Source organism: Neobacillus cucumis (assembly GCF_016908975.1).
Taxonomy (GTDB): Bacteria; Bacillota; Bacilli; order Bacillales; family Cytobacillaceae; genus Neobacillus; species Neobacillus cucumis.
Genome location: NZ_JAFBEX010000010.1, coordinates 163,960 through 183,706, shown reverse-complemented (window position 1 = coordinate 183,706; position 19,747 = coordinate 163,960). Strand labels below are relative to the sequence as shown.

At 38.5% G+C, this 19,747-nt stretch carries 20 protein-coding genes; 8 read left to right on the top strand and 12 right to left on the bottom strand.

The genetic code is table 11. From position 1 onward, the window contains the following. The first annotated feature begins 334 nt into the window (after positions 1-334). Together addB and addA are read left to right on the top strand one after the other, a co-directional pair. Positions 335-3,829: a helicase-exonuclease AddAB subunit AddB gene (gene addB / locus JOC76_RS15325; RefSeq protein WP_205178858.1), complete on the top strand. Its 3,495-nt coding sequence runs from the start codon at positions 335-337 to the stop codon at positions 3,827-3,829. Then, on the top strand, positions 3,822-7,601 hold the full coding sequence (gene addA / locus JOC76_RS15320) for a helicase-exonuclease AddAB subunit AddA (protein WP_205178856.1): 3,780 nt from the start codon (positions 3,822-3,824) through the stop codon (positions 7,599-7,601). The genes addB and addA overlap by 8 nt, the downstream gene beginning before the upstream one ends. 39 nt (positions 7,602-7,640) lie before the next feature. On the opposite strand, the gene JOC76_RS15315 is transcribed toward addA, so the two are convergent. From JOC76_RS15315 to JOC76_RS15290, 6 genes are all read right to left on the bottom strand, one after another. Then, a complete protein-coding gene (locus tag JOC76_RS15315; protein WP_205178854.1) occupies positions 7,641-7,859 on the bottom strand; it encodes a spore germination protein in 219 nt (72 codons plus the stop codon). A 55-nt stretch (positions 7,860-7,914) separates the two neighbouring features. Continuing rightward, on the bottom strand, positions 7,915-8,301 hold the full coding sequence (locus JOC76_RS15310; RefSeq protein ID WP_205178852.1) for a spore germination protein GerPE: 387 nt from the start codon (positions 8,299-8,301) through the stop codon (positions 7,915-7,917). Then, positions 8,282-8,488: a spore germination protein GerPD gene (locus JOC76_RS15305; protein WP_205178850.1), complete on the bottom strand. Its 207-nt coding sequence runs from the start codon at positions 8,486-8,488 to the stop codon at positions 8,282-8,284. The genes JOC76_RS15310 and JOC76_RS15305 overlap by 20 nt, the downstream gene beginning before the upstream one ends. Continuing rightward, entirely contained in the window at positions 8,485-9,102 is a 618-nt protein-coding gene (gene gerPC / locus JOC76_RS15300; RefSeq protein WP_205178848.1) for a spore germination protein GerPC, read from the bottom strand. The genes JOC76_RS15305 and gerPC overlap by 4 nt, the downstream gene beginning before the upstream one ends. Positions 9,103-9,211: 109 nt before the next feature. After that, positions 9,212-9,454: a spore germination protein GerPB gene (locus JOC76_RS15295; RefSeq protein WP_205178846.1), complete on the bottom strand. Its 243-nt coding sequence runs from the start codon at positions 9,452-9,454 to the stop codon at positions 9,212-9,214. A gap of 18 nt (positions 9,455-9,472) precedes the next feature. Beyond that, positions 9,473-9,694 (bottom strand): spore germination protein, encoded by a 222-nt coding sequence (locus JOC76_RS15290; protein WP_098529793.1) that lies wholly within the window; start codon positions 9,692-9,694, stop codon positions 9,473-9,475. 223 nt (positions 9,695-9,917) lie between these two features. Between JOC76_RS15290 and JOC76_RS15285 the strand changes: the two genes are divergently transcribed. Continuing rightward, the gene (locus JOC76_RS15285) at positions 9,918-10,277 is read left to right on the top strand and encodes a DUF1516 family protein (protein ID WP_205178844.1); all 360 of its coding nucleotides are present in this window, start codon (positions 9,918-9,920) and stop codon (positions 10,275-10,277) included. A gap of 54 nt (positions 10,278-10,331) precedes the next feature. Here JOC76_RS15285 and JOC76_RS15280 read toward each other — a convergent pair whose 3' ends face one another. Further along, positions 10,332-10,895 carry a DUF2777 domain-containing protein gene (locus JOC76_RS15280; protein ID WP_205178842.1) on the bottom strand — a complete coding sequence of 188 codons (564 nt, stop codon included), beginning with the start codon at positions 10,893-10,895 and terminating at the stop codon, positions 10,332-10,334. A gap of 222 nt (positions 10,896-11,117) precedes the next feature. Here JOC76_RS15280 and asnB point away from each other — a divergent pair, with 222 nt between their 5' ends. Further along, positions 11,118-12,965 carry an asparagine synthase (glutamine-hydrolyzing) gene (gene asnB, locus JOC76_RS15275; protein ID WP_205178840.1) on the top strand — a complete coding sequence of 616 codons (1,848 nt, stop codon included), beginning with the start codon at positions 11,118-11,120 and terminating at the stop codon, positions 12,963-12,965. 123 nt (positions 12,966-13,088) lie between these two features. Further along, positions 13,089-14,588: an alpha-amylase family glycosyl hydrolase gene (locus tag JOC76_RS15270; protein ID WP_205178838.1), complete on the top strand. Its 1,500-nt coding sequence runs from the start codon at positions 13,089-13,091 to the stop codon at positions 14,586-14,588. 37 nt (positions 14,589-14,625) lie between these two features. On the opposite strand, the gene JOC76_RS15265 is transcribed toward JOC76_RS15270, so the two are convergent. Next, positions 14,626-15,498, bottom strand: coding sequence for an SDR family oxidoreductase (locus JOC76_RS15265; RefSeq protein ID WP_205178836.1), 873 nt, complete (start codon positions 15,496-15,498; stop codon positions 14,626-14,628). Between the two features lie 107 nt (positions 15,499-15,605). After that, positions 15,606-16,097, bottom strand: a complete 492-nt coding sequence (locus tag JOC76_RS15260; protein ID WP_205178834.1) for a YajQ family cyclic di-GMP-binding protein — start codon at positions 16,095-16,097, stop codon at positions 15,606-15,608. 171 nt (positions 16,098-16,268) lie between these two features. Here JOC76_RS15260 and JOC76_RS15255 point away from each other — a divergent pair, with 171 nt between their 5' ends. Then, positions 16,269-17,132 (top strand): CvfB family protein, encoded by an 864-nt coding sequence (locus JOC76_RS15255; RefSeq protein ID WP_205178832.1) that lies wholly within the window; start codon positions 16,269-16,271, stop codon positions 17,130-17,132. A gap of 74 nt (positions 17,133-17,206) precedes the next feature. After that, the gene (locus tag JOC76_RS15250; protein ID WP_081810752.1) at positions 17,207-17,338 is read left to right on the top strand and encodes a DUF3941 domain-containing protein; all 132 of its coding nucleotides are present in this window, start codon (positions 17,207-17,209) and stop codon (positions 17,336-17,338) included. Positions 17,339-17,504: 166 nt separating this feature from the next. Here JOC76_RS15250 and JOC76_RS15245 read toward each other — a convergent pair whose 3' ends face one another. After that, positions 17,505-18,359 (bottom strand): DegV family protein, encoded by an 855-nt coding sequence (locus JOC76_RS15245; RefSeq protein ID WP_205178830.1) that lies wholly within the window; start codon positions 18,357-18,359, stop codon positions 17,505-17,507. A 122-nt stretch (positions 18,360-18,481) separates the two neighbouring features. On the opposite strand from JOC76_RS15245, the gene JOC76_RS15240 reads away from it, so the two are divergent. Then, the gene (locus JOC76_RS15240; RefSeq protein ID WP_205178828.1) at positions 18,482-19,324 is read left to right on the top strand and encodes a YitT family protein; all 843 of its coding nucleotides are present in this window, start codon (positions 18,482-18,484) and stop codon (positions 19,322-19,324) included. A gap of 56 nt (positions 19,325-19,380) precedes the next feature. Here JOC76_RS15240 and JOC76_RS15235 read toward each other — a convergent pair whose 3' ends face one another. Together JOC76_RS15235 and JOC76_RS15230 are read right to left on the bottom strand one after the other, a co-directional pair. Next, complete coding sequence (locus JOC76_RS15235; protein ID WP_205178826.1) at positions 19,381-19,566, bottom strand: DUF3813 domain-containing protein; 186 nt, start codon at positions 19,564-19,566, stop codon at positions 19,381-19,383. Between the two features lies 1 nt (position 19,567). Beyond that, on the bottom strand, positions 19,568-19,720 hold the full coding sequence (locus JOC76_RS15230; protein ID WP_205178824.1) for a hypothetical protein: 153 nt from the start codon (positions 19,718-19,720) through the stop codon (positions 19,568-19,570). Positions 19,721-19,747 lie beyond the last annotated feature (27 nt).

Below are 19,747 nucleotides of genomic sequence, written 5' to 3'. Positions count from 1 at the left end.
GGCTCGAGGTCACAAGCATATCCAGTTGCGGCTCCTTGGGACTCGAGTCATAAGCCACCCCCTGAAGCAGGCAAAAAGCGCCTTCTTACAGTGGTCGTCTTAGCCTAGAGTCCCAGAACAGTCGCAACCACAATTAGGTCAATCCGACCAAAAGGTTAAAGAACAACCTTTCGGCCGGCTCGTCTTGTGCTTGTCGCCGAAAGCTAAGCGCCTTGCGCTTTTCTTATAAATTTACCATAATTGGTTGAAACCAGCCCATTTGAAATCCAAACATTTGTGCTATTTTATGATAGAATGAAAGATAAAGAGTATTTTTGGAGGAGGAGGTTTCTTTATGTCATTAAGAATGATCTCCGGTAGGTCAGGGAGCGGAAAAACAGCTTTACTCCTTGATGAAATCCGCGACCGTCTTTTAGAAGATCCAGAGGGAAAACCCATTATATATATTGTTCCAGACCAAATGACGTTTCTAACAGAATATCGTTTGGCGACAGACTCGCTCATCGGCGGGATGATTCGCGCACAGGTATTTAGCTTTACCCGTTTAGCATGGCGAATTCTTCAAGAAACAGGCGGAATAACCCGTAATCATTTGAATAGCGTTGGCATGAATATGTTACTACGTAAAATAATGGATGAGCAAAAGGAAAATTTAAATATATTTCAGCGGACGGCGGATAAGAATGGATTTGTTCAACAGCTTGAACAAATGATTATTGAATTTAAAAGGTATTGTATACGTCCGGAGGAATTAGTTCTAAGGTCCGCTCAGCTTGGAACGGATGGAGCTATATCTAAAGCATTGCACGATAAATTGACAGACCTAGAAAAGATTTATGCTCGATTTGAGGATGAAATCTTTGGTAAATATATTGATTCAGAAGATTATTTTCACCTATTAGCAGAGAAAATTTCAGCCTCAGCTTATTTAAAAGAAGCTGAGATTTATATTGATGGATTCTATAGTTTTACCCCACAGGAATATCGAATTATTGAGGAATTAATGAAGCAATGCAGCCGAGTTTCCATTGCAATGACAGCAGACCATTTAACGGTTGATTCACCTCGAGATGAACTCGATTTGTTCCGTACGTCGGAGGATATCTCGTACAACCTTTACGAAATGGCAAAGACGCATGGTATTGAATTAGAAGACCCTATCTTGCTGACAGAGCAAAAAAAATGGTCACACGCTTCCTTATGTCATTTGGAGAAACATTTCGATACCCGTCCAGCAGTAGCATTTGAAGGGGAAACGAAGATTCAAATTAGCCAGGCCGTTAATCGAAGAGCAGAGATTGAGGGGATTGCTAGAGAAATACGTGAGGTGGTTCAAACAAAGGGGTATCGTTTTCGGGATATCGCTTTGTTGATTAGGAATGGTGGCGAATATCATGAATTGGTCGAACCGATTTTTACCGACCATCAAATCCCTTTTTTTATTGACCAGAAAAGAACCATGCTCAATCACCCCTTAATTGAATTGCTTCGTTCAACGATAGAAATTATTAACTCATTCTGGCGTTATGAACCAGTATTTAGAGCGGTTAAAACAGAATTGTTGTATCCACTTAGAGAAAACCCTGCTAAAATGCGCGAAAAGATGGACAGGCTTGAGAATTATTGTTTAGCTTACGGAATCAATGGCAGTAAATGGACAAAAAAGGATCGTTGGGTATACCGGAGAATTAGAGGGCTTGAATTAACTGGGAATGTCCAAACCGATGCCGAAATCGAGATGGAAAATGAATTAAATGAATTAAAACTTATCATAACAGCCCCCATATTACGTTTATCAAGACGTTTGAAAAAAGCCGATACGGGACGAAAGCTGTGTGAGGCTATTTATTTATATTTAGAAGAGTTGGATATACCTGTTAAGCTTGAACATTGGAAATTGGCTGCTGAAGAAAAGGGAAATCTTGTAGGAATGCGTGAACACGAGCAAGTATGGAATGCTGTCATTGACCTGCTCGATCAATATGTTGAAATCTTAGGGGATGAGCCAATAAGCTTAAAGGCCTTTGCAGCGATTCTAGAGGCAGGATTTGATTCCCTGCATTTTTCACTAATTCCCCCTGCACTCGATCAGGTTTTAATAGGCGATCTTGAAAAATCACGGTTAAATGATATAAAGATTGTCTTTGTTGTGGGTGTAAATGAAGGGGTATTGCCAGCAAAAATCTCAGATGAGGGTATCTTAGCCGATGAGGATAGGGAATTGCTCTTAGCGGCAGGGACGAAGGTAGCGCCCAGCAGCAGGACCCGTCTGCTTGATGAGAATTTTCTTGCCTACAAAGCTTTTACGGCACCAGCTGAGTTTCTTTATGTCAGTTTTCCACTTGCCAATGATGAAGGGAAAGCATTAATACCTTCGTCTTATATTAAGCGTCTTAAGGACATGTTCCCAAATCATCAGGAGGCTTACTATGTGGCAGATCCGTCGGAACTTACTGATGAAGAGCAGCTCGGATTTGTGTCTAATTTTACAACCACCTTATCCTATCTAACTGCACAGCTGCAACTGAAAAAAAGAAACTATCCGATTAGTAATTTGTGGTGGGATGTTTATAACTACTATCTAAATAGCGAATGGAAAAAAGAGGCAGAAAAGGTATTCTCAAGTCTTTTTTATACCAACAGAACTGTCCAGCTGTCATCAGAGGTGGCGGATGCATTATATGGAGATGTCATTCAGGCTAGTGTTTCAAGAATGGAATTATTTAATGGATGTGCTTTTTCTCATTTTGCCCAACATGGACTAAAGCTTCGGGAACGGCAGATTTTCCGTTTAGAAGCACCAGATATTGGGGAACTATTCCATGCGGCCTTAAAAAAGATTGCTGAGACTGTAAATGAACAAAATCTGTCATGGGCGGAGTTGTCCCGTCAGCAATGTGAACATCTTTCAAAAGAAGCCGTTAAAGCCCTGGCACCGAAACTGCAAAATGAAATTCTCTTAAGTTCCGAGAGACATCATTATATTCAGCGTAAACTAGAACAGATCATTACCCGGGCATCGATTGTTTTAAGTGAGCATGCGAAGGTAAGTGGATTCTCGCCAATTGGATTAGAGTTAGGATTTGGACCTAATGGGGAAATGCCTCCGCTAAGTTTCACTTTGAAAAACGGAAAAAGAATGGAATTGGCAGGTCGAATCGACAGGATTGATCAAGCAAAAGCCGATGATGACAGTGTGTTTTTAAGGGTAATAGATTATAAATCAAGTGAAAAAGATGTTAATTTAACTGAAGTCTACTATGGACTAGCTTTACAGATGCTGACCTATCTTGATATCGTCATGACAAACTCTACTGAATTGGTAGAAATGAAAGCAAGTCCGGCAGGTGTCCTCTATTTTCATGTTCATAATCCATTTATCAATACGAAAAAAATGTTGACAATAGATGAAATTGAAAATGAAATCATGAAGAAATTTAAAATGAATGGATTAATGTTGAGCGATCAAAGGGTGATACAGTTGATGGACCAGACTCTTGAGTCAGGTGACTCGCACATTGTCGCAGCTGGAATTAAGAAGGACGGCCATCTATCGAAGAAATCAAAAGTGGCAAGTTTAGAAGAGTTTAATCAGCTTAGAAACCATGTTCGGACCATTTATCAAAAAACAGGTAACGATATTATTAACGGTAAAATCGACATTACACCATTTAAATTAAAAGACAAGAAACCTTGTACTTTTTGTTCCTATAAATCCGTTTGTCAATTTGATGAATCAATGGATAGTAATCAATATCGAATTCTTACACCATATTCTAAGGATGAAGTCTTGGAATTGATTAAAGGGGAGGTTTCTATAAATGAATAAAATTGTGATTCCTCCAAAACCTGAAGGGGTAACCTGGACCAATGACCAGTGGAAGGCCATAGCAGCAAGAGATAGGGATATTCTTGTCGCTGCTGCTGCAGGTTCGGGGAAAACGGCCGTCTTAGTCGAACGAATTATCCAAAAAATACTTTCTATTGATGAACCTATTGATGTGGATCAATTATTAGTTGTAACGTTTACGAGTGCTTCTGCTGCGGAGATGCGGCACCGAATTGGCGAGGCACTTGAAAAAGCCATTGATCAAAATCCAGAATCAAGAAATTTACGTAAGCAGCTTAGTCTCTTAAACAAGGCTGCCATTTCCACTCTTCACTCTTTTTGTATGGAAGTCATTCGAAAATATTATTATTTAATTGATATAGATCCTGGCTTCCGTATTGCCGATGAAACGGAGGCTCAATTAATTAGAGATGAAGTAATGGAAGAATTATTTGAAGAAGAATATGGGAAACAGGATAATGAATCATTTTTTAATTTAGTAGATTCGTTTACCAATGACCGTAATGATGCGGCATTAATGGATATTGTACGGTCCATCTACGATTTTGCACAATCAAATCCTACTCCAGACAGTTATTTAGAGAAAATTGTTTCTATGTATCAAGTGGAGGAGACTACTTCAATTGAAGAGCTTCCCTTTATTGATGCCCTTCTATTTGATATTAAATTGCAATTAGAAGCGGCAAAAGAAATGATTAAGCAAGCCCTTGAGCTTACAAAGCTGCCAAACGGACCTGCTCCTCGTGCAGAAAACTTACTAGATGATTTACAGGTGATTGACACCCTTATGTCAGCTAAGCAGGATTCGTGGAACACTCTATATCAGGCCATGCAAACTTGGTCTTTCACAAGAGCAAAACCGGTAAAAGGCGATCACTTCGATAAGGAATTAGCAGAAAAGGCACAGAAACTTAGAGACAAAGCCAAGAAGAAAATTCAAGGGATAAAGGATGAGCTCTTCATCCGGAGGCCTGAGAGCTTTTTACGTGATATGCAAGAAATGCTCCCTTTAATTGAGGCACTTGCTTATTTAGTAAAAGAGTTTTCAATGCGGTTTGCTAAGGCGAAACGAGAAAAAGGTCTAGTTGATTATAATGATCTAGAACATTTTTGTCTTGCGATATTAACCGAAAGCATCACGGAGCAAGGCGAATTCCTTCCATCCGAAGCAGCCAATTCTTACCGTCACCATTTCAAAGAAGTTTATTGTGACGAGTACCAAGACACAAATATGGTCCAGGAGACCATATTGAAATTAGTAACAGGGGAAGATGAAGAAACAGGTAATCTATTTATGGTGGGAGACGTAAAACAGTCTATTTATCGCTTTCGCTTAGCTGAACCTCAGCTCTTCCTTTCCAAGTATAACCGTTTCACAGTAGACGGCTACAAGTCAGGACTTCGAATTGATCTAGCTCAAAATTTTCGAAGCAGGAAAGAAGTCCTTGATGCTACTAATTATCTTTTTAAACAAATTATGGGGGTCAAGGTAGGGGAGATTCAATATGATGAGGCAGCAGAATTGCGAAATGGTGCGCCATATCCTGAAAACATTGAATATCCCGTGGAACTAATCCTTATTGACCAAAATGCTGAGAGTCAAAAGTCTGAAGAACAAGACACTGACAGTGAAATAGATATGGTTGAATTTGATGCAGCAGATCTTGAACAGTCACAGCTTGAAGCAAGAGGAATCGCAGCAAAAATTAAAGAATTAATTGGGAATGGAACGCCAGTATACAACACGAAAACGAAAGTGGAAAGACCATTAATGTATCGGGATGTTGTTATTCTTCTTCGTTCCATGACTTGGGCACCGCAGTTTATGGAAGAGTTCAAACAGCAAGGGATTCCGATTTATGCCAATTTATCATCTGGTTATTTTGAAGCGACAGAAGTATCTATTATGTTGTCCCTTTTAAGAGTGATTGATAATCCATATCAGGATATCCCGCTTGCCTCTATCTTGCGTTCACCTATCGTTGGATTAAACGAGGAGGAGCTTTCAAAGATACGGATTACTAGAAAACGTGGTTCTTTTTGGGAGGCTGTTACTGCCTTTTGTTTAAGTAAGACTGCTGAGGATAATGAACCGTTTTATCGTAAGGTGCAGACCTTTTTTGACTTATTAAAAGAGTGGCGCTCATTGGCAAGACAAGGTTCACTGTCAGAACTGATTTGGCAGTTATACAGGGATGCACAATTTTATGATTTTGTTGGCGGGCTGCCGGGCGGAAAACAGCGTCAAGCAAATTTACGGGCTTTATATGATAGGGCGCGTCAATATGAACAAACTTCATTCCGCGGATTGTTTCGGTTTTTACGGTTTATTGAGCGCATGGTGGAAAGGGGAGATGATCTGGGTGCTGCTAGAGCCCTTGGTGAGCAAGAGGATGTTGTCAGAATCATGACCATCCATAGCAGTAAAGGTTTGGAATTCCCTATTGTATTTATGGCTGGAATGGCCCGTAACTTTAATATGACTGATATCCGAAAACCATATATGCTTGATAAGGAACATGGATTTGCTTCAAAATATGTGGATGCCAAAAAACGTATTTCCTATCCATCACTACCTCAAATAGCTTTTAAGCAAAAGAAGAAGATGGAAATGCTTGCTGAAGAAATGCGCGTTCTTTATGTTGCGATGACAAGGGCAAAAGAAAAGTTGTATATGACAGCCACATTGAAAGATGCCGCAAAACAAATGGAAAAGTGGAAAGATGTTTCTGTTCAGAAAGAATGGCTATTAAAAGACTATCAACGTGTTTCTGCAATGAGTTATATCGACTGGATTGGACCCGCTCTAATTCGGCATCATCAATCCCATGAACTGTGGAATGGGGGAGATGGAAATAGCGAGATTCCGCTTGAGATTTCACACCATCCTTCAGCTTGGAAAATAACGATGCAACATGCTAACGAAATAAAAAAACAGGCGAATGAAATAGAAAGTGAAGAGGATTACTTGCTGAAAAAGGTTCAAAATTTAGAATCAGTACCATCAGCATCAAATCTAGCGGATCAAATCCATGCAAGGTTGACATGGGAGTATCCTTTCCCTAGTGCTGCGAGCCACCGTTCAAAGCAGTCTGTATCGGAAATAAAACGTGTCCGCGAGCAAACCGATGATTATAGTAGTACCGAGCTTGTCAGCCGTTTTCGTAAATCAATCCTGAAACGGCCTAAGTTTATGCAGGAGAAACAATTAAGCCCTGCTGAACGGGGGACGGCTATGCATATGGTCATGCAGCATGTGGATTTGACTAATGAAGTGAATGAAAAAGTAATTAGGGACCAATTGGACTGGATGGTTAATCAAGAATTATTAACTGCCGAACAAAGTGAAGTGATTGATGTAAAATTAATTGCCCAATTTTTTTCGTCAGCATTGGGTCAAAGGTTTTTTAAAGCCAAGGCTGTTCATAGGGAGATTCCTTTTACCGTTTCATTACCTGCAAGAGAGGTTTATCCAGATTGGAATGAAGCAGAGGAAGCTGTTTTTGTACAAGGGATCATCGACTGTATTTTAGAGGATGAAGATGGACTTGTGCTAATTGATTTTAAATCCGACGGTATAACAGATCGATATAAAGGCGGTTTTGAACAGGCAAAACCAATCCTCGAGGAACGCTACAAATTACAAATTAATTTATATACAAAAGCCATTGAACAAATTTGGAAAAGAGACGTAGCGGAAAGGTATTTATTCTTCTTCGATGGTGCCCATGTATTAAAAGTGGATAAATAAAAAAATGACATAGACCATTATGATGGTTTATGTCATTTTTTAATTATTTCCTGCTATAGGCTGATCAATCAGATTGGTGTCAAGTACATTGGTGCCACTTATACCGTTATTTGTGATGATGATTCCACCAGTGTTAAATCCACCTGCACCGGAATACGTTTTTGAACTGCTTTTTGGGGAGATATAAAGAGTATCACCGAATTGTACAATTCCTCCGCCTACATTAACAATTTGTACAGGTCCTAGAATTGCTGGCATGAAAAACATCCTTTTCTATTGTACTCCCTGTTGGGCCATATGATAATGTATGCTTTTATTCCGTTTCTTGTTCATTCCGAGGAAGCAACTGTCGGATATGTTTAATTCTTACTTCCATTGAAACATGCCTCGTGTTTCCAATATGGGCAATCGAAGAGTTTGAAACAGCTGTTATATGAATTTTATTCGTTTTGATTATGGGAGTTTGATTGTAGCGTGATATTGAAATACTTTCGTTAACTGGAGGCAGTGGAAGAGGCATTCGAAAGATGCCATAGGAAGGGAAGTTGCCTTCGTTGCCATGAAAAAACTCTACTTCCCTTTGGACGGCAAGTGCCCGTGAAAATCCATTTAGATAACAAGAATCTCCAAGTTGAATGATGGATGAGAAAGCAACCTGGTTAACGAATAACTGGTCAACATTAGAAGTTCGGGCTAGCATATCCTGGCGTCACATCCTGTTCTAATGGAACAAACGGGCCAATAATAAGGGATTCAGCAGGTGTATCAAAAACGGATGCTAATTGAATGGTTTCCGCATCGCCTATCATAAATAACGAGGAACTTGCTACACCGATAATCTTTATGTTCTCAACATGAAGGATGTGGTTGTGCACTTGAAAGATCATTCTGGTCTCATTCCTTTCATATTTTCAGGTAAATTATTTAAAAAAGTCCATACACCATTTTGAATTTCCTGTTTAATTGAATTAATGACCATTTCATCAATAGAAGCATTATGTTCTTCTGAACGATTTTTTTCGATGTTAGCCTTTAAATGAAAATCGATTCTGTTTGGAAGCTGTCGAATAATATCCTCTTTTATAAAGGCAAAATAGCTGTCATTTGGTTGAATGAATAACTTATTTTGAGCATCTAAAATGATTTGATGTAAGTCGGTTTCTAAATATTCATAAATCGCCTTTTCAATGTCCATTGAGCGCTGCATTTGTTCTTTTGGAGAAATAGGGGTGTTTAAAGACTGATTTTGGACAGCAAAGTCTTCAATTCCAGATAAATCATTTGGATTTAAACCAATATTTAATGTACCTTCAAGGGTCTCTACCTTCAATTGATCAAATTTATATTCAATTCTATCCACATTGATCATTGGTTTTTCTTGAACCTGTTTTAATTGTTTTTGTAACTGTTGGATAGCCTGTTCCAAAGCCACAATTCTCTGCTCGTGAGCTTGAATACACATTTGCATCCATTGAAGGTATTGGTTCAGATCCTGATACACGAGAATCACCCCCTGCAAGTTAACTATTGTTTTAACTATATGCAAAGGTATGCTTCGATTTGCTTATTTTTCATTAAGTCATGAAGACAAGATTCTTGTTAACTTTATTTTAGGTTGTTCTGATAGCAGCTTGTAACGGAACCGATGGCGCTAAAATTTGCCCACCAGGGGTTGTAAATTGCCCTCCAGGTTTTATACCTGCAGGTGCTGGTTTAGTGAAACCTCCCGTGTTATATAAATTAGCTTGAGGCTTTATTATACCGGCGCTGCCAATTTGTAAAACGGAGGAATTGGTAACACCTCCTATTTTTATAAAATGAATATGAATGGATTGCTGGATATAATAATTCATAAGTAGATCCCCCAATCATTACATATTAAGGAAATTGTTTTGATCAATAACATCTGGATCACTCGTATTTGTTGAACTTAATTGATTATGAACATTTAATTGTTCCCCTGTATTAAAGGACCCAGCCCCAGAAAATGTTTTAGCCGTCGCAAATGGCATGATTTTATAGACATCACCAATATGAAATACAGAACTGCTCCCAAGTGTAATCACTTGTGCAACTCCAACAATCGCTGGCATATACAACACCCTTTTCTATTGTATAGAGATTCTCTATTAGCATATGTCTGGGCTATTGTAATGTGAATCAATTGCCCAAATATATTTGGAGGACATCTGCGAAAGAATAGTCCTTATCATTATTATTAAGTTTGTTAGGATAACTGCCTTGTTTTATTTCGTATTTTGATTTCTGCTATGGTATGATTATCTCGAATAGGACATACATAAGGAGGAAGTAGTTGTGATACATGCACATGTAACAGCATGGTTTATAGCTCTCATTTTATTTTTTGTAGCGCTATCATTAAATAAAAAGGGTAAAACAAAGGGAGTTAAAGTTATTCAAATGATTTTAAGGGTACTATACTTGTTGATTATTGCTACAGGTGTAGGTCTTCTTTTATCAGTTTACAAAATTGATGTATGGTATATATTAAAAGCGGTTGTGGGAATTTGGCTCATCGGTTTATTTGAAATGATTCTTAGCCGTGTCATTAATAAACGAAGAACTTCAACTTTTTGGATTCAGTTTATTGTGGCTTGGATATTAGTACTATATCTAGGATTTGTAAAATTACCTATGTCAATTTTACATCCGTAAACCAAAAGCTGCCGGAAGATTTTAACCTCGGCAGCTTTTTTCATCTTTTTCTGACTAAGATATGATCTTCTCAATGACTAACCTTTTTCCTGTGTTTAGAGTGAATTCAAAGCGGTCATTGACTTTTTCGTAATAGCAAAAATGATGTTGAACATTGCAAATCTGTTCTTGATTATCAAATACCATAAAATTTACTCCATCTTTTCGATTTTCATCTGATAAGAAGGATAAATGGTTATAACAATAGATGCAATCATAAATGGAAAAATTTAATGAATTTAATGTCGTAACAAACTGGAAAAAAGCATCATCATTTACCCCTTCCAAAAGCCTTTCAAGAGAGTAAATTAAATCTTTTCTTATTCTAATGGTATCATGGTCGCGAAGCATAATCGCTTCTTTCCCACAATTGATTTTTCCAGGTTCTCGTAATATTCCTTTCTTCCAGCGATTCAAGCGGAAAACTTCAATTTCTTGATGAATAAAATCATCTAACATTGTAGCTTCCTCTGTTTCCTCATCGAAAAAAATCCACTGGTCATTAATTTGTTCCACGGTACCCAAATTGTAAGCTCTAGCTTGAAAATCATATAGTTTTAATCGTTGTTGTCGACTCATCATTTACCTCCGTGCAGTTGCTTTCATTTTCCTTTTTAGACATCTTCCAGTCTTTTTATAACCGGATTATTTTTAAATCTTAAGTATAAAAATGATCATCCCGAAGAACCTTGTTGTATTTGTACTATTCTAATTGGGACAATTAACCATTTAATCTGGGCTGAATAGTATAGAGCATGTAACAATAGTTCAGTTAGTTATTTGTAAGGGAGTGAGATGCAAATGTGCGGAATCTCAGGATGGGTTGATTTTGATAAAGCCATAAAAAATGAAACAGAAACCCTTGTAAAAATGGTGAATACATTGGCAAAGAGAGGTCCAGATGAAACCAATATCTGGCACAATACTCACGCTGGCTTTGGTCATAAAAGACTGATTGTGGTTGACCCTGAAGGGGGAAGACAGCCAATGACCAAACACAAAGAGGGTTATGATTACACCATTTGCTACAATGGGGAATTATACAACACTGAAGATCTACGCAAAATTCTCCTTACTAAAGGATATTCTTTTAAGGGTCATTCTGATACTGAAGTCCTGTTAACTGCCTATATAGAATGGGCGGAAGAATGCGTCAAACATTTAAATGGAATCTTCGCCTTTGCCATTTGGGATCCAAAAAGAGAACAGCTTTTTATCGGACGAGACCGACTTGGGGTCAAACCGTTATTTTTTACAGAACACCAAAAGGGAATTATTTTTGCTTCAGAAATTAAGGCCATCTTAGCACATCCAGAAATAAAAACAGAGATTACTCGTGAGGGGCTGGCAGAGGTTCTTGGAGTAGGGCCATCAAGGTCACCTGGGTCTGGTATTTTCAAAGGAATGAAAGAATTACGACCTGCCCATGCTTTAACCTTTTCACGAAACGGATTAAAAATATGGCGTTATTGGAACGTCAAAAGTGAGGAACATAAAGAAAATGTGGAGGAAACAGCCGAGAAGGTCCGCTATTTAGTGACCGATGCTGTAACAAGACAGCTCGTTTCCGATGTACCATTGTGTACTTTTTTATCCGGCGGCCTCGATTCTAGTATAATTACAGCCATTGCAGCAAAAGGATTTGAGGATCAAGGAAAAGGGCAGCTCCATACTTATTCAATTGATTATGAAGGTAATGACCACTATTTCACTTCGAATGAATTTCAACCGGATGCAGATGGAAAGTTTATTCAAATGATGACTGAAAAATTCGCTACCCAGCACCATAACAAGACCATCACCCAAGCCCAATTAGTTCATGATTTAATTGAAGCCACCTCAGTCAGAGATTTTCCTGGCATGGCTGATGTAGATTCCTCCTTACTTTGGTTTTGTAAAGAAATTAAACAGGACTTTGTTGTTAGTTTATCCGGAGAATGTGCTGATGAAATATTCGGAGGGTATCCATGGTTTCATCGTAAACAGGATCTAGAACGACCTGGTTTTCCTTGGATGCGTTCTGTTAATGAAAGGCAAAATCTGCTCAAGCCATATTGGCAGGAAAAATTAAATTTAAGTGAATTTTGTATGGATCAATATCAACGGGCTATAGCGGAAACTCCCAAACTAGAAGGAGAAAGCTTTGAAGAAGCAAAGCGAAGAGAATTATTTTATATCAATATGACTTGGTTTATGACCACACTACTTGATCGAAAAGATAGAATGAGCATGGGGGCCAGCCTTGAGGTCCGGGTTCCTTTTGCTGATCATCGTCTTGTAGAATATTTGTGGAATATCCCTTGGGATATGAAAATGTATCGCGGCAGAGAAAAAGGGCTTCTTCGTAAAGCCTTTGAGGGAATCCTGCCAGAGGAAGTTCTTTATCGAAAGAAAAGTCCATACCCCAAAACACATAATCCTGAATATACTGCAGCTATTCAAAAATGGTTGCAAACAATTTTACAAGATCAATCTTCTATATTGCATGAGATTTTCCAAAAAGAACAATTACAAAGTATTGTCGAGTCCGGCGGGGATTCTTTTAAGGAACCTTGGTTTGGCCAGCTTATGACGGGACCACAATTATTAGCTTATTTGGTGCAGTTCCATACGTGGTTTAAAAATTATAATATAAATATCATCAATTAATTTTAATCGAGAAGTTTATTTTGAAAAATAATTATAAAAATTTGGAATAAATACGGTATTCGATTAAAATATTTATTGGGAAGAGGGAACCTTACCTCTTCCTTTTTTAAGGAGGAAAAAGTCATGAAAAAAATAACGCTCTTTTTGTTAACCTTTTTACTTTGTTCATCTCTTCCCGCCCAAGCTGCTGTGAAAAAAGAAAATCGGTTATGGCAGGATGAGACCATTTATTCATTAATGGTGGACCGCTTTAATGATGGTGATACAACAAATAACCTTGATGTAAATGCAAAAAATCCGCTAACCTATAATGGCGGTGATTTCCAAGGAATTATTGACAAGTTAGATTACATACATGATATGGGATTTACGGCGATACGTTTAACTCCCATTTTTGATAATGCTAAAAATGGTTATCATGGTTATTGGGTAAAGGACTTTTATAACACAGACGAGCATTTTGGATCCATTACGACCTTTCAGAAGCTTGTAACCGAAGCACATAAACGTAAGATGAAGGTTATTATTGATTTTGTAGCGAATAATACGGCTGCTGATCATCCGTGGGTAAATGACCCTAGCAAGAAGGATTGGTATCATCCAAAACAACAAGTGGATAATGGGAATAATGGCTGGGTAGATGGTTTGCCAGACCTAAATCAGGACAACCCTGAAGTAAAAAATTATTTAATCGAAGCGGCAAAATGGTGGATTAACAAAACGGATATTGACGGGTTCAGCCTGCCGGAAGTTAATCAAGTACCACTAAGTTTCTGGACTGAATTTTCAAAAGCAGTTAAGAAAGAGAAAAAGAACTTTTTCCTATTGGGCGTTCCTTTAGAAAATACGTCAATAGATGTTGCAAAATATCAAAACGCTGGAATTGACAGCATGTTTAATGATGCCCAAAGTAAGGAATTAAGGAAAGCGTTTGCCACTACCAATCAATCCTTTTCAGCTTTAAATTCTGTTTCAACTAGGAGCGGAAATAATGAATTAATGGCAAATTTCTTTGATAATGAGTATACCGCACGGTTTACGAAAGACATTGTTGACAAGCGTCAATTTCCTGGGTCTCGTTGGATGACGGCATTAACATATCTTTACACTACCCCTGGAATTCCAATTTATTATTATGGGACAGATATTGCCTTAAATGGCGGTGAAATTCCTGATAATCGCAGGCAGATGAACTTTCGCTCTGAAAAGGACTTGATTGATTACACAACCAAACTGGCTGAATTGAGAAACGAGCTTCCATCCTTAACAAGAGGGACTATGGAAGTCCTTTATGATAAAGGAGGGATGCTTGTCTATAAGCGTTCCTATAAAGGTGAAACATCGGTTATTGCGATTAATAATTCCACAAAATCACAAAAAGTAATCTTAACGGACAAGCAGCTCGCTGCCAATAAGGAGTTGCGTGGTTTACTAGCTGGGGATTTGGTCCACAGTCAAAATAATCAATATATCCTTATTACCGACCGTGATCATTCAGAGATCTATGTCCTCGCTGAAAAAAGCGGGCTGAATATTCCTCTCGTTGCTGCAATTGCTGGTGTGGCATTTCTTACAATCATCTTCTTATTATTAATAATTAAGCGCGGGAAAAAAGTTGAGTAAGTTAGAGAAATCGGCGGAATTCGTTCCGCCAATTTTTTTATCCATTAATTATAGTGCCCCCATTAACATGAATCATTTGACCACTTACATATGTTGAGTCATCGGAAGCTAGAAAGACGTAACTTGGTGCAAGTTCGTGAGGCTGCCCTGCTCTCCCCATTGGCGTGTCGGAGCCAAAAGTTGCAACTTGATCCTCGGGAAATGTGGAAGGAATAAGCGGTGTCCAAATGGGACCTGGTGCAACTCCGTTTACGCGTATTCCCTGTTTGGCCAGTGACATGGAGAGTGAACGTGTAAAGGTGACAATAGCCCCTTTAGTAGCCGAATAGTCTAATAATTGTTCATTTCCATGATAAGCGGTTATGGACGCTGTATTGATGATTGATGCTCCTGATTTTAAATGTGGCAGTGCCATTTTGGTCATATAAAAGTAAGAAAATATATTAGTGCGGAAAGTTTTTTCCAACTGTTGGGAAGAAATATCTAACAAACTCTTTTGTGGGTGCTGTTCTGCTGCATTGTTGACAAGAATATCAAGTTTTTGAAACTCACTGATGGTTTTGCTGATAATATCCTTGCAGGTTTCTTCGGAGCCGATATCACCAGAGAAAAGAAGACATTTGCGTCCTTCTGCTTCAATAAGCTGTTTAGTCTCCTCTGCATCTTGATGTTCTTCTAAATAAACAATCGCAACATCGGCTCCTTCCTTGGCAAAATAAATAGCAACAGCCTTTCCTATGCCACTATCGCCTCCTGTAATCATTGCGGTCTTTCCAGTTAATTTACCGCTTGGTTTATAATTCGGAGCCACTGAAACCGGGCGCGGATTCATTTCACTTTCAACTCCAGGCTGATGATTTTGATGCTGCGGTGGAAAGGTGTTTTTCTGCTGTTTCTGATTATTGCTCATTTCCTAAAACCTCCATCTTTTTAATCACTGTTAGTGTTAGATAAATGAAGCAAATTATGAGAAAAATAAACAGGCTAAGGACAATTCCTTAGCCTGTAGTAATAATCTTAACGGTAATTGATGAATTGGACATCAATCGAGAGGTCAGCTTCACGTACAAGTGAGATAATTTTTTGCAAATCATCTCTACTTTTGCCAGTAACACGAACTTGGTCGTCTTGAACTTGACTCTTTACTTTCACGCCGCTATTTTTAATTATCGTATTAATTTTTTTAGCGTTTTCCTTATCGATGCCTTGGGCAAGTTTGGCACGTTGGCGAACGGTACCGCCCGATGCCTTTTCAATCTTGCCGTAATCGAGATTTTTAACCGGTACGCCGCGTTTAATTAATTTACCAAATAGGACATCCTTTAATTGATCCATTTTATATTCATCATCTGAAACAAGGACAAGTTCTTCCTTATCAAGTGTTACTTCACTTTTACTGCCCTTAAAGTCATAACGTGTCCCGATTTCTTTCATCGTTTGCGCAATGGCATTGGTAACTTCAGAGAAGTCTACCTTTGATACAATATCAAATGAGCTGTCTTTAGACATAGCCATACCTCCAGTTAATAATCATTACCTGCTAAAGTTTCCCTTTACGGGTACATTATAGTAAAATATAGCAGTTCGAACAAGCAAGAAAAGCTGAAGCGCCTTGAACAGGGAAAAAAGAGTTGATTTTTTCCTAGGGGCGACAGGCATTGAAAAAAGGAGCTTAAAAAGATGTCTTTAACTGAACTTATTGGTCAAACAACCACATTAACTGTAGCCCGAATTGCTGATTTTGGTTATTTCTTATCCGATGGCAATGAGGATGTTTTATTGCATAAAAATCAAGCACAGCAAGAATTAGCGGAAGGGGACGAGGTAGAAGTATTTTTATTTACTGATTCCCAGGGAAGAATCTCCGCTTCTATGACAATACCAGAGCTTTCTGTGGGTACCTATGCTTGGGTCAAAGTGACAGATACGAATTCGAAAATTGGTGTATTCCTAAACATCGGTCTTCCAAAGGATATTTTATTAGGTGCAGATGATCTTCCTGCCCACCAGTCGGTATGGCCGAAGGTAGGGGATATGGTTTATATTACTTTACGGGTAAATCGCAGTAACCTGCTTTATGCACGCCTGGCAAGTGATCAGGTAATCCAATCCATCTCGATTGATGCATCGAGAAAGGATTTTAATAAGAATGTACAAGGGCATATTTATCGAACCGCCAAGGTCGGCAGCTGGGTTTATACAATTGAAGGATTTAAAGGGTTTATACATGAATCTCAGCGCAAGGTGGAACCTCGCTTAGGCCAAAAGGTTGAGGGCCGGATTATCGATGTAAAGGAAGATGGTACAATTAATGTATCATTACTTGCGCGAAAAGAAGAATCTCAAGATTTAGATGCAGAAAAGATTTATGAATATTTGGTGAGCCGAAATGGTGCAATGCCTTATAATGATAAAAGTATGCCTGAAGATATTCAAGAGCGATTTAATCTAAGCAAAGGGGCTTTTAAGCGGGCCTTAGGAAAGTTAATAAAAGAAGGTAAAGTTTATCAGGAAGGTAGTTGGACTTACGCAAAAAAGGATTAGCTTTTTTCCTTACATACTCTTCTCCTAAATGACAGACAATAAGTCTTGCAAGAAATTATGAAAGGAGTAAGAATATGCCGCACACTTCTGATAACGATAAAAAAGCACAGGACAATAACGCCTTACGACATGAAAAAAATATGATGCGTGAAAAAAATCGTCAAGCAGGAAAAAATCAATACTCAAAGAAAACAGATCATAAATAAGAAAAGCGGAAGCGCCTTGCTCAGCTCCGACAAGCATAAGTCGCTCCCAAAAGTAAGGCGCTTTTTGCCTTCCTTTTGGGAGCGTCTGTAGACCATCGAGGGGCTAGGCGCTGTAGCTGGACAATTCTAACAAAAGAGCGGGGGAACCCTCGCTCTCTTTTCATGTTCATATTTGATTTAAAAAGAAGATAGAAATCGTTCCCGGGCCTGTATGGGATCCAATTGCTGAGCCGATGGAAGAGATATATACTTCCTTAGGGTGGAACTCGTCGATAATCATCTCTTTTACTTCTTGGGCAGTTGCTTCAGTATCTGCATGACTAATACCGATGATTTGTTCATTCAAACCTGAGCCCCGTTCCTTCATAATTTCAATAATCCGACGGAAGACTTTCTTTTGCCCTCTTATTTTTTCTATCGGAACAAGTTTTCCGTCTTCCATATTTAAAATCGGCTTAATATTTAGCAATCCGCCTAAGAATGCAGAAGCCTTAGAAACCCTGCCGCCTTTTGCCAAATAATCTAAATCCTCAACCGTAAAAATATGCTCCATATGTTCACTTCTAAATCTAACATCCGCTATTATTTCCTCTTTCGTTGCATTATGAAGAGCTAGTTTAGCTGCCTCCATGACAACGAGACCCACTCCAAGCGAGGCACACTTTGTATCAACAATGGTTAATTGAAAGTTTGGATATTTTTCTTTTACTTGGTCAAGAATCATAACAGCAGTTGAATATGTACCGGATAACTCAGAGGAAAAGGCGATATAAATTCCCTCTTCATTTTTTTCAGCCATCTCCGTAAAAACTTCCTCAAATAAAAGGGGAGAAACCTGGGAGGTCTTTGGAACAACTCCGCTTCTGATTGCATCATAAACGGTTTTAGAATCAATCGTTTTTACATCTTCATAGCCTTGGTCATTAATTTGTACCTTTAGTGGGAATAATACAACATTATTTTCACTATAAAAATTTAATGGCAAATCACATGCACTGTCAGCAAGTATTTTTACTGTCATAAGCTCACCTGCTTTCCAAACATATATTAATTAATTACAGTTTATCGGTTTCATCTTTAAATTACAATTTCAAAATGAAGAAGTATTCAGTTTGTAAATTCAATAAATAAGGGGGAGTTCCATTGCTATGGCTCCAAACTAAAAAACTCGTGATTGTTATCGCTGGTGCATTCATAAATGCGCTCGCCATGAACCTTTTTCTTATCCCGGCAAATGTTTATTCCAGCGGTTTTGCTGGTGTTGCTCAGTTACTCTCAAAGATACTAAGCGATTATACACCAATTAATGTATCGATGGGTTTTTTATTGCTTCTATTAAATATTCCGGTTGCCATTCTTGGTTGGAAAAAGGTTGGGAAATCATTTACGATTTACAGTTTTATTAGTGTTTTACTTACTTCCTTATTTCTATCTTTGATTCCCATTAAGGAAGTTTCACATGACATTTTACTCAATGCTGTTTTTGGCGGGGTTATACTGGCAATCGGGGTAGGGATCACATTAAAATGGGGTGCCTCTACAGGTGGAGTCGATATTATTGCAATGGTCCTTTCGCGGATGAAAGACAAACCTATTGGTCCCTATATGTTTGTCTTAAATGGAGTTATTATCCTGACAGCTGGTTATTTATATGGATGGGAAAAAGCTCTCTATACGCTTGTGACATTATATACTTCGACAAGGGTGATTGATGCCATTCATACTAGACACGCTAAATTAACCGCTATGATTATTACCAAAAAGGCGGATGAAATGAAAAAGGCCATCCATGCTTCTCTTGTTAGGGGGATTACCATGCTTCCTGCTAAGGGCGCTTTTTCCAATGAAGCACGAGATATGCTGATGATTGTGATTACCCGCTATGAACTTTTTGATTTAGAACGAATCATTCAGGAAGTGGATCCTAATGCCTTTACTAATATCATTCAAACCACTAGCGTTTATGGTTTTTTTCGGAAGGATTAAAACCAAGACTGTCAAGATAAAGTAAAGGCGCCCAAGTATGGACGCCTTCACTTTGATTATTTAATTTGATCTAGCTCTTCTTGCATTTGTCGGAGCTGGGCTTGTTCAGCTACAGTCGAATTAGCATAGGCTGAACTAAGTGCATTCTTTGCTTTTGCGACAGCAGAATCAAGGTCAGAAGGGTTGGCAGATCTCGCCATCTCCACAAATCGTCTGGCTTCCTGGAACAATTGGTTTCCCATGTTATATTCCTCCAAGCGAGGATTCATTCACATTGGCCATCTTCTGAGCTTCTGCTTCAGCATAGGTCATGTGATAGGGGATACGTTCATCATGCTTGCTGACCGTATCCACTCCTTGTTGGACAAAGCGTTTTGATTTGTTTCGTTTACCCATTCGAATCCCTCCAATATGCTAAAAAGC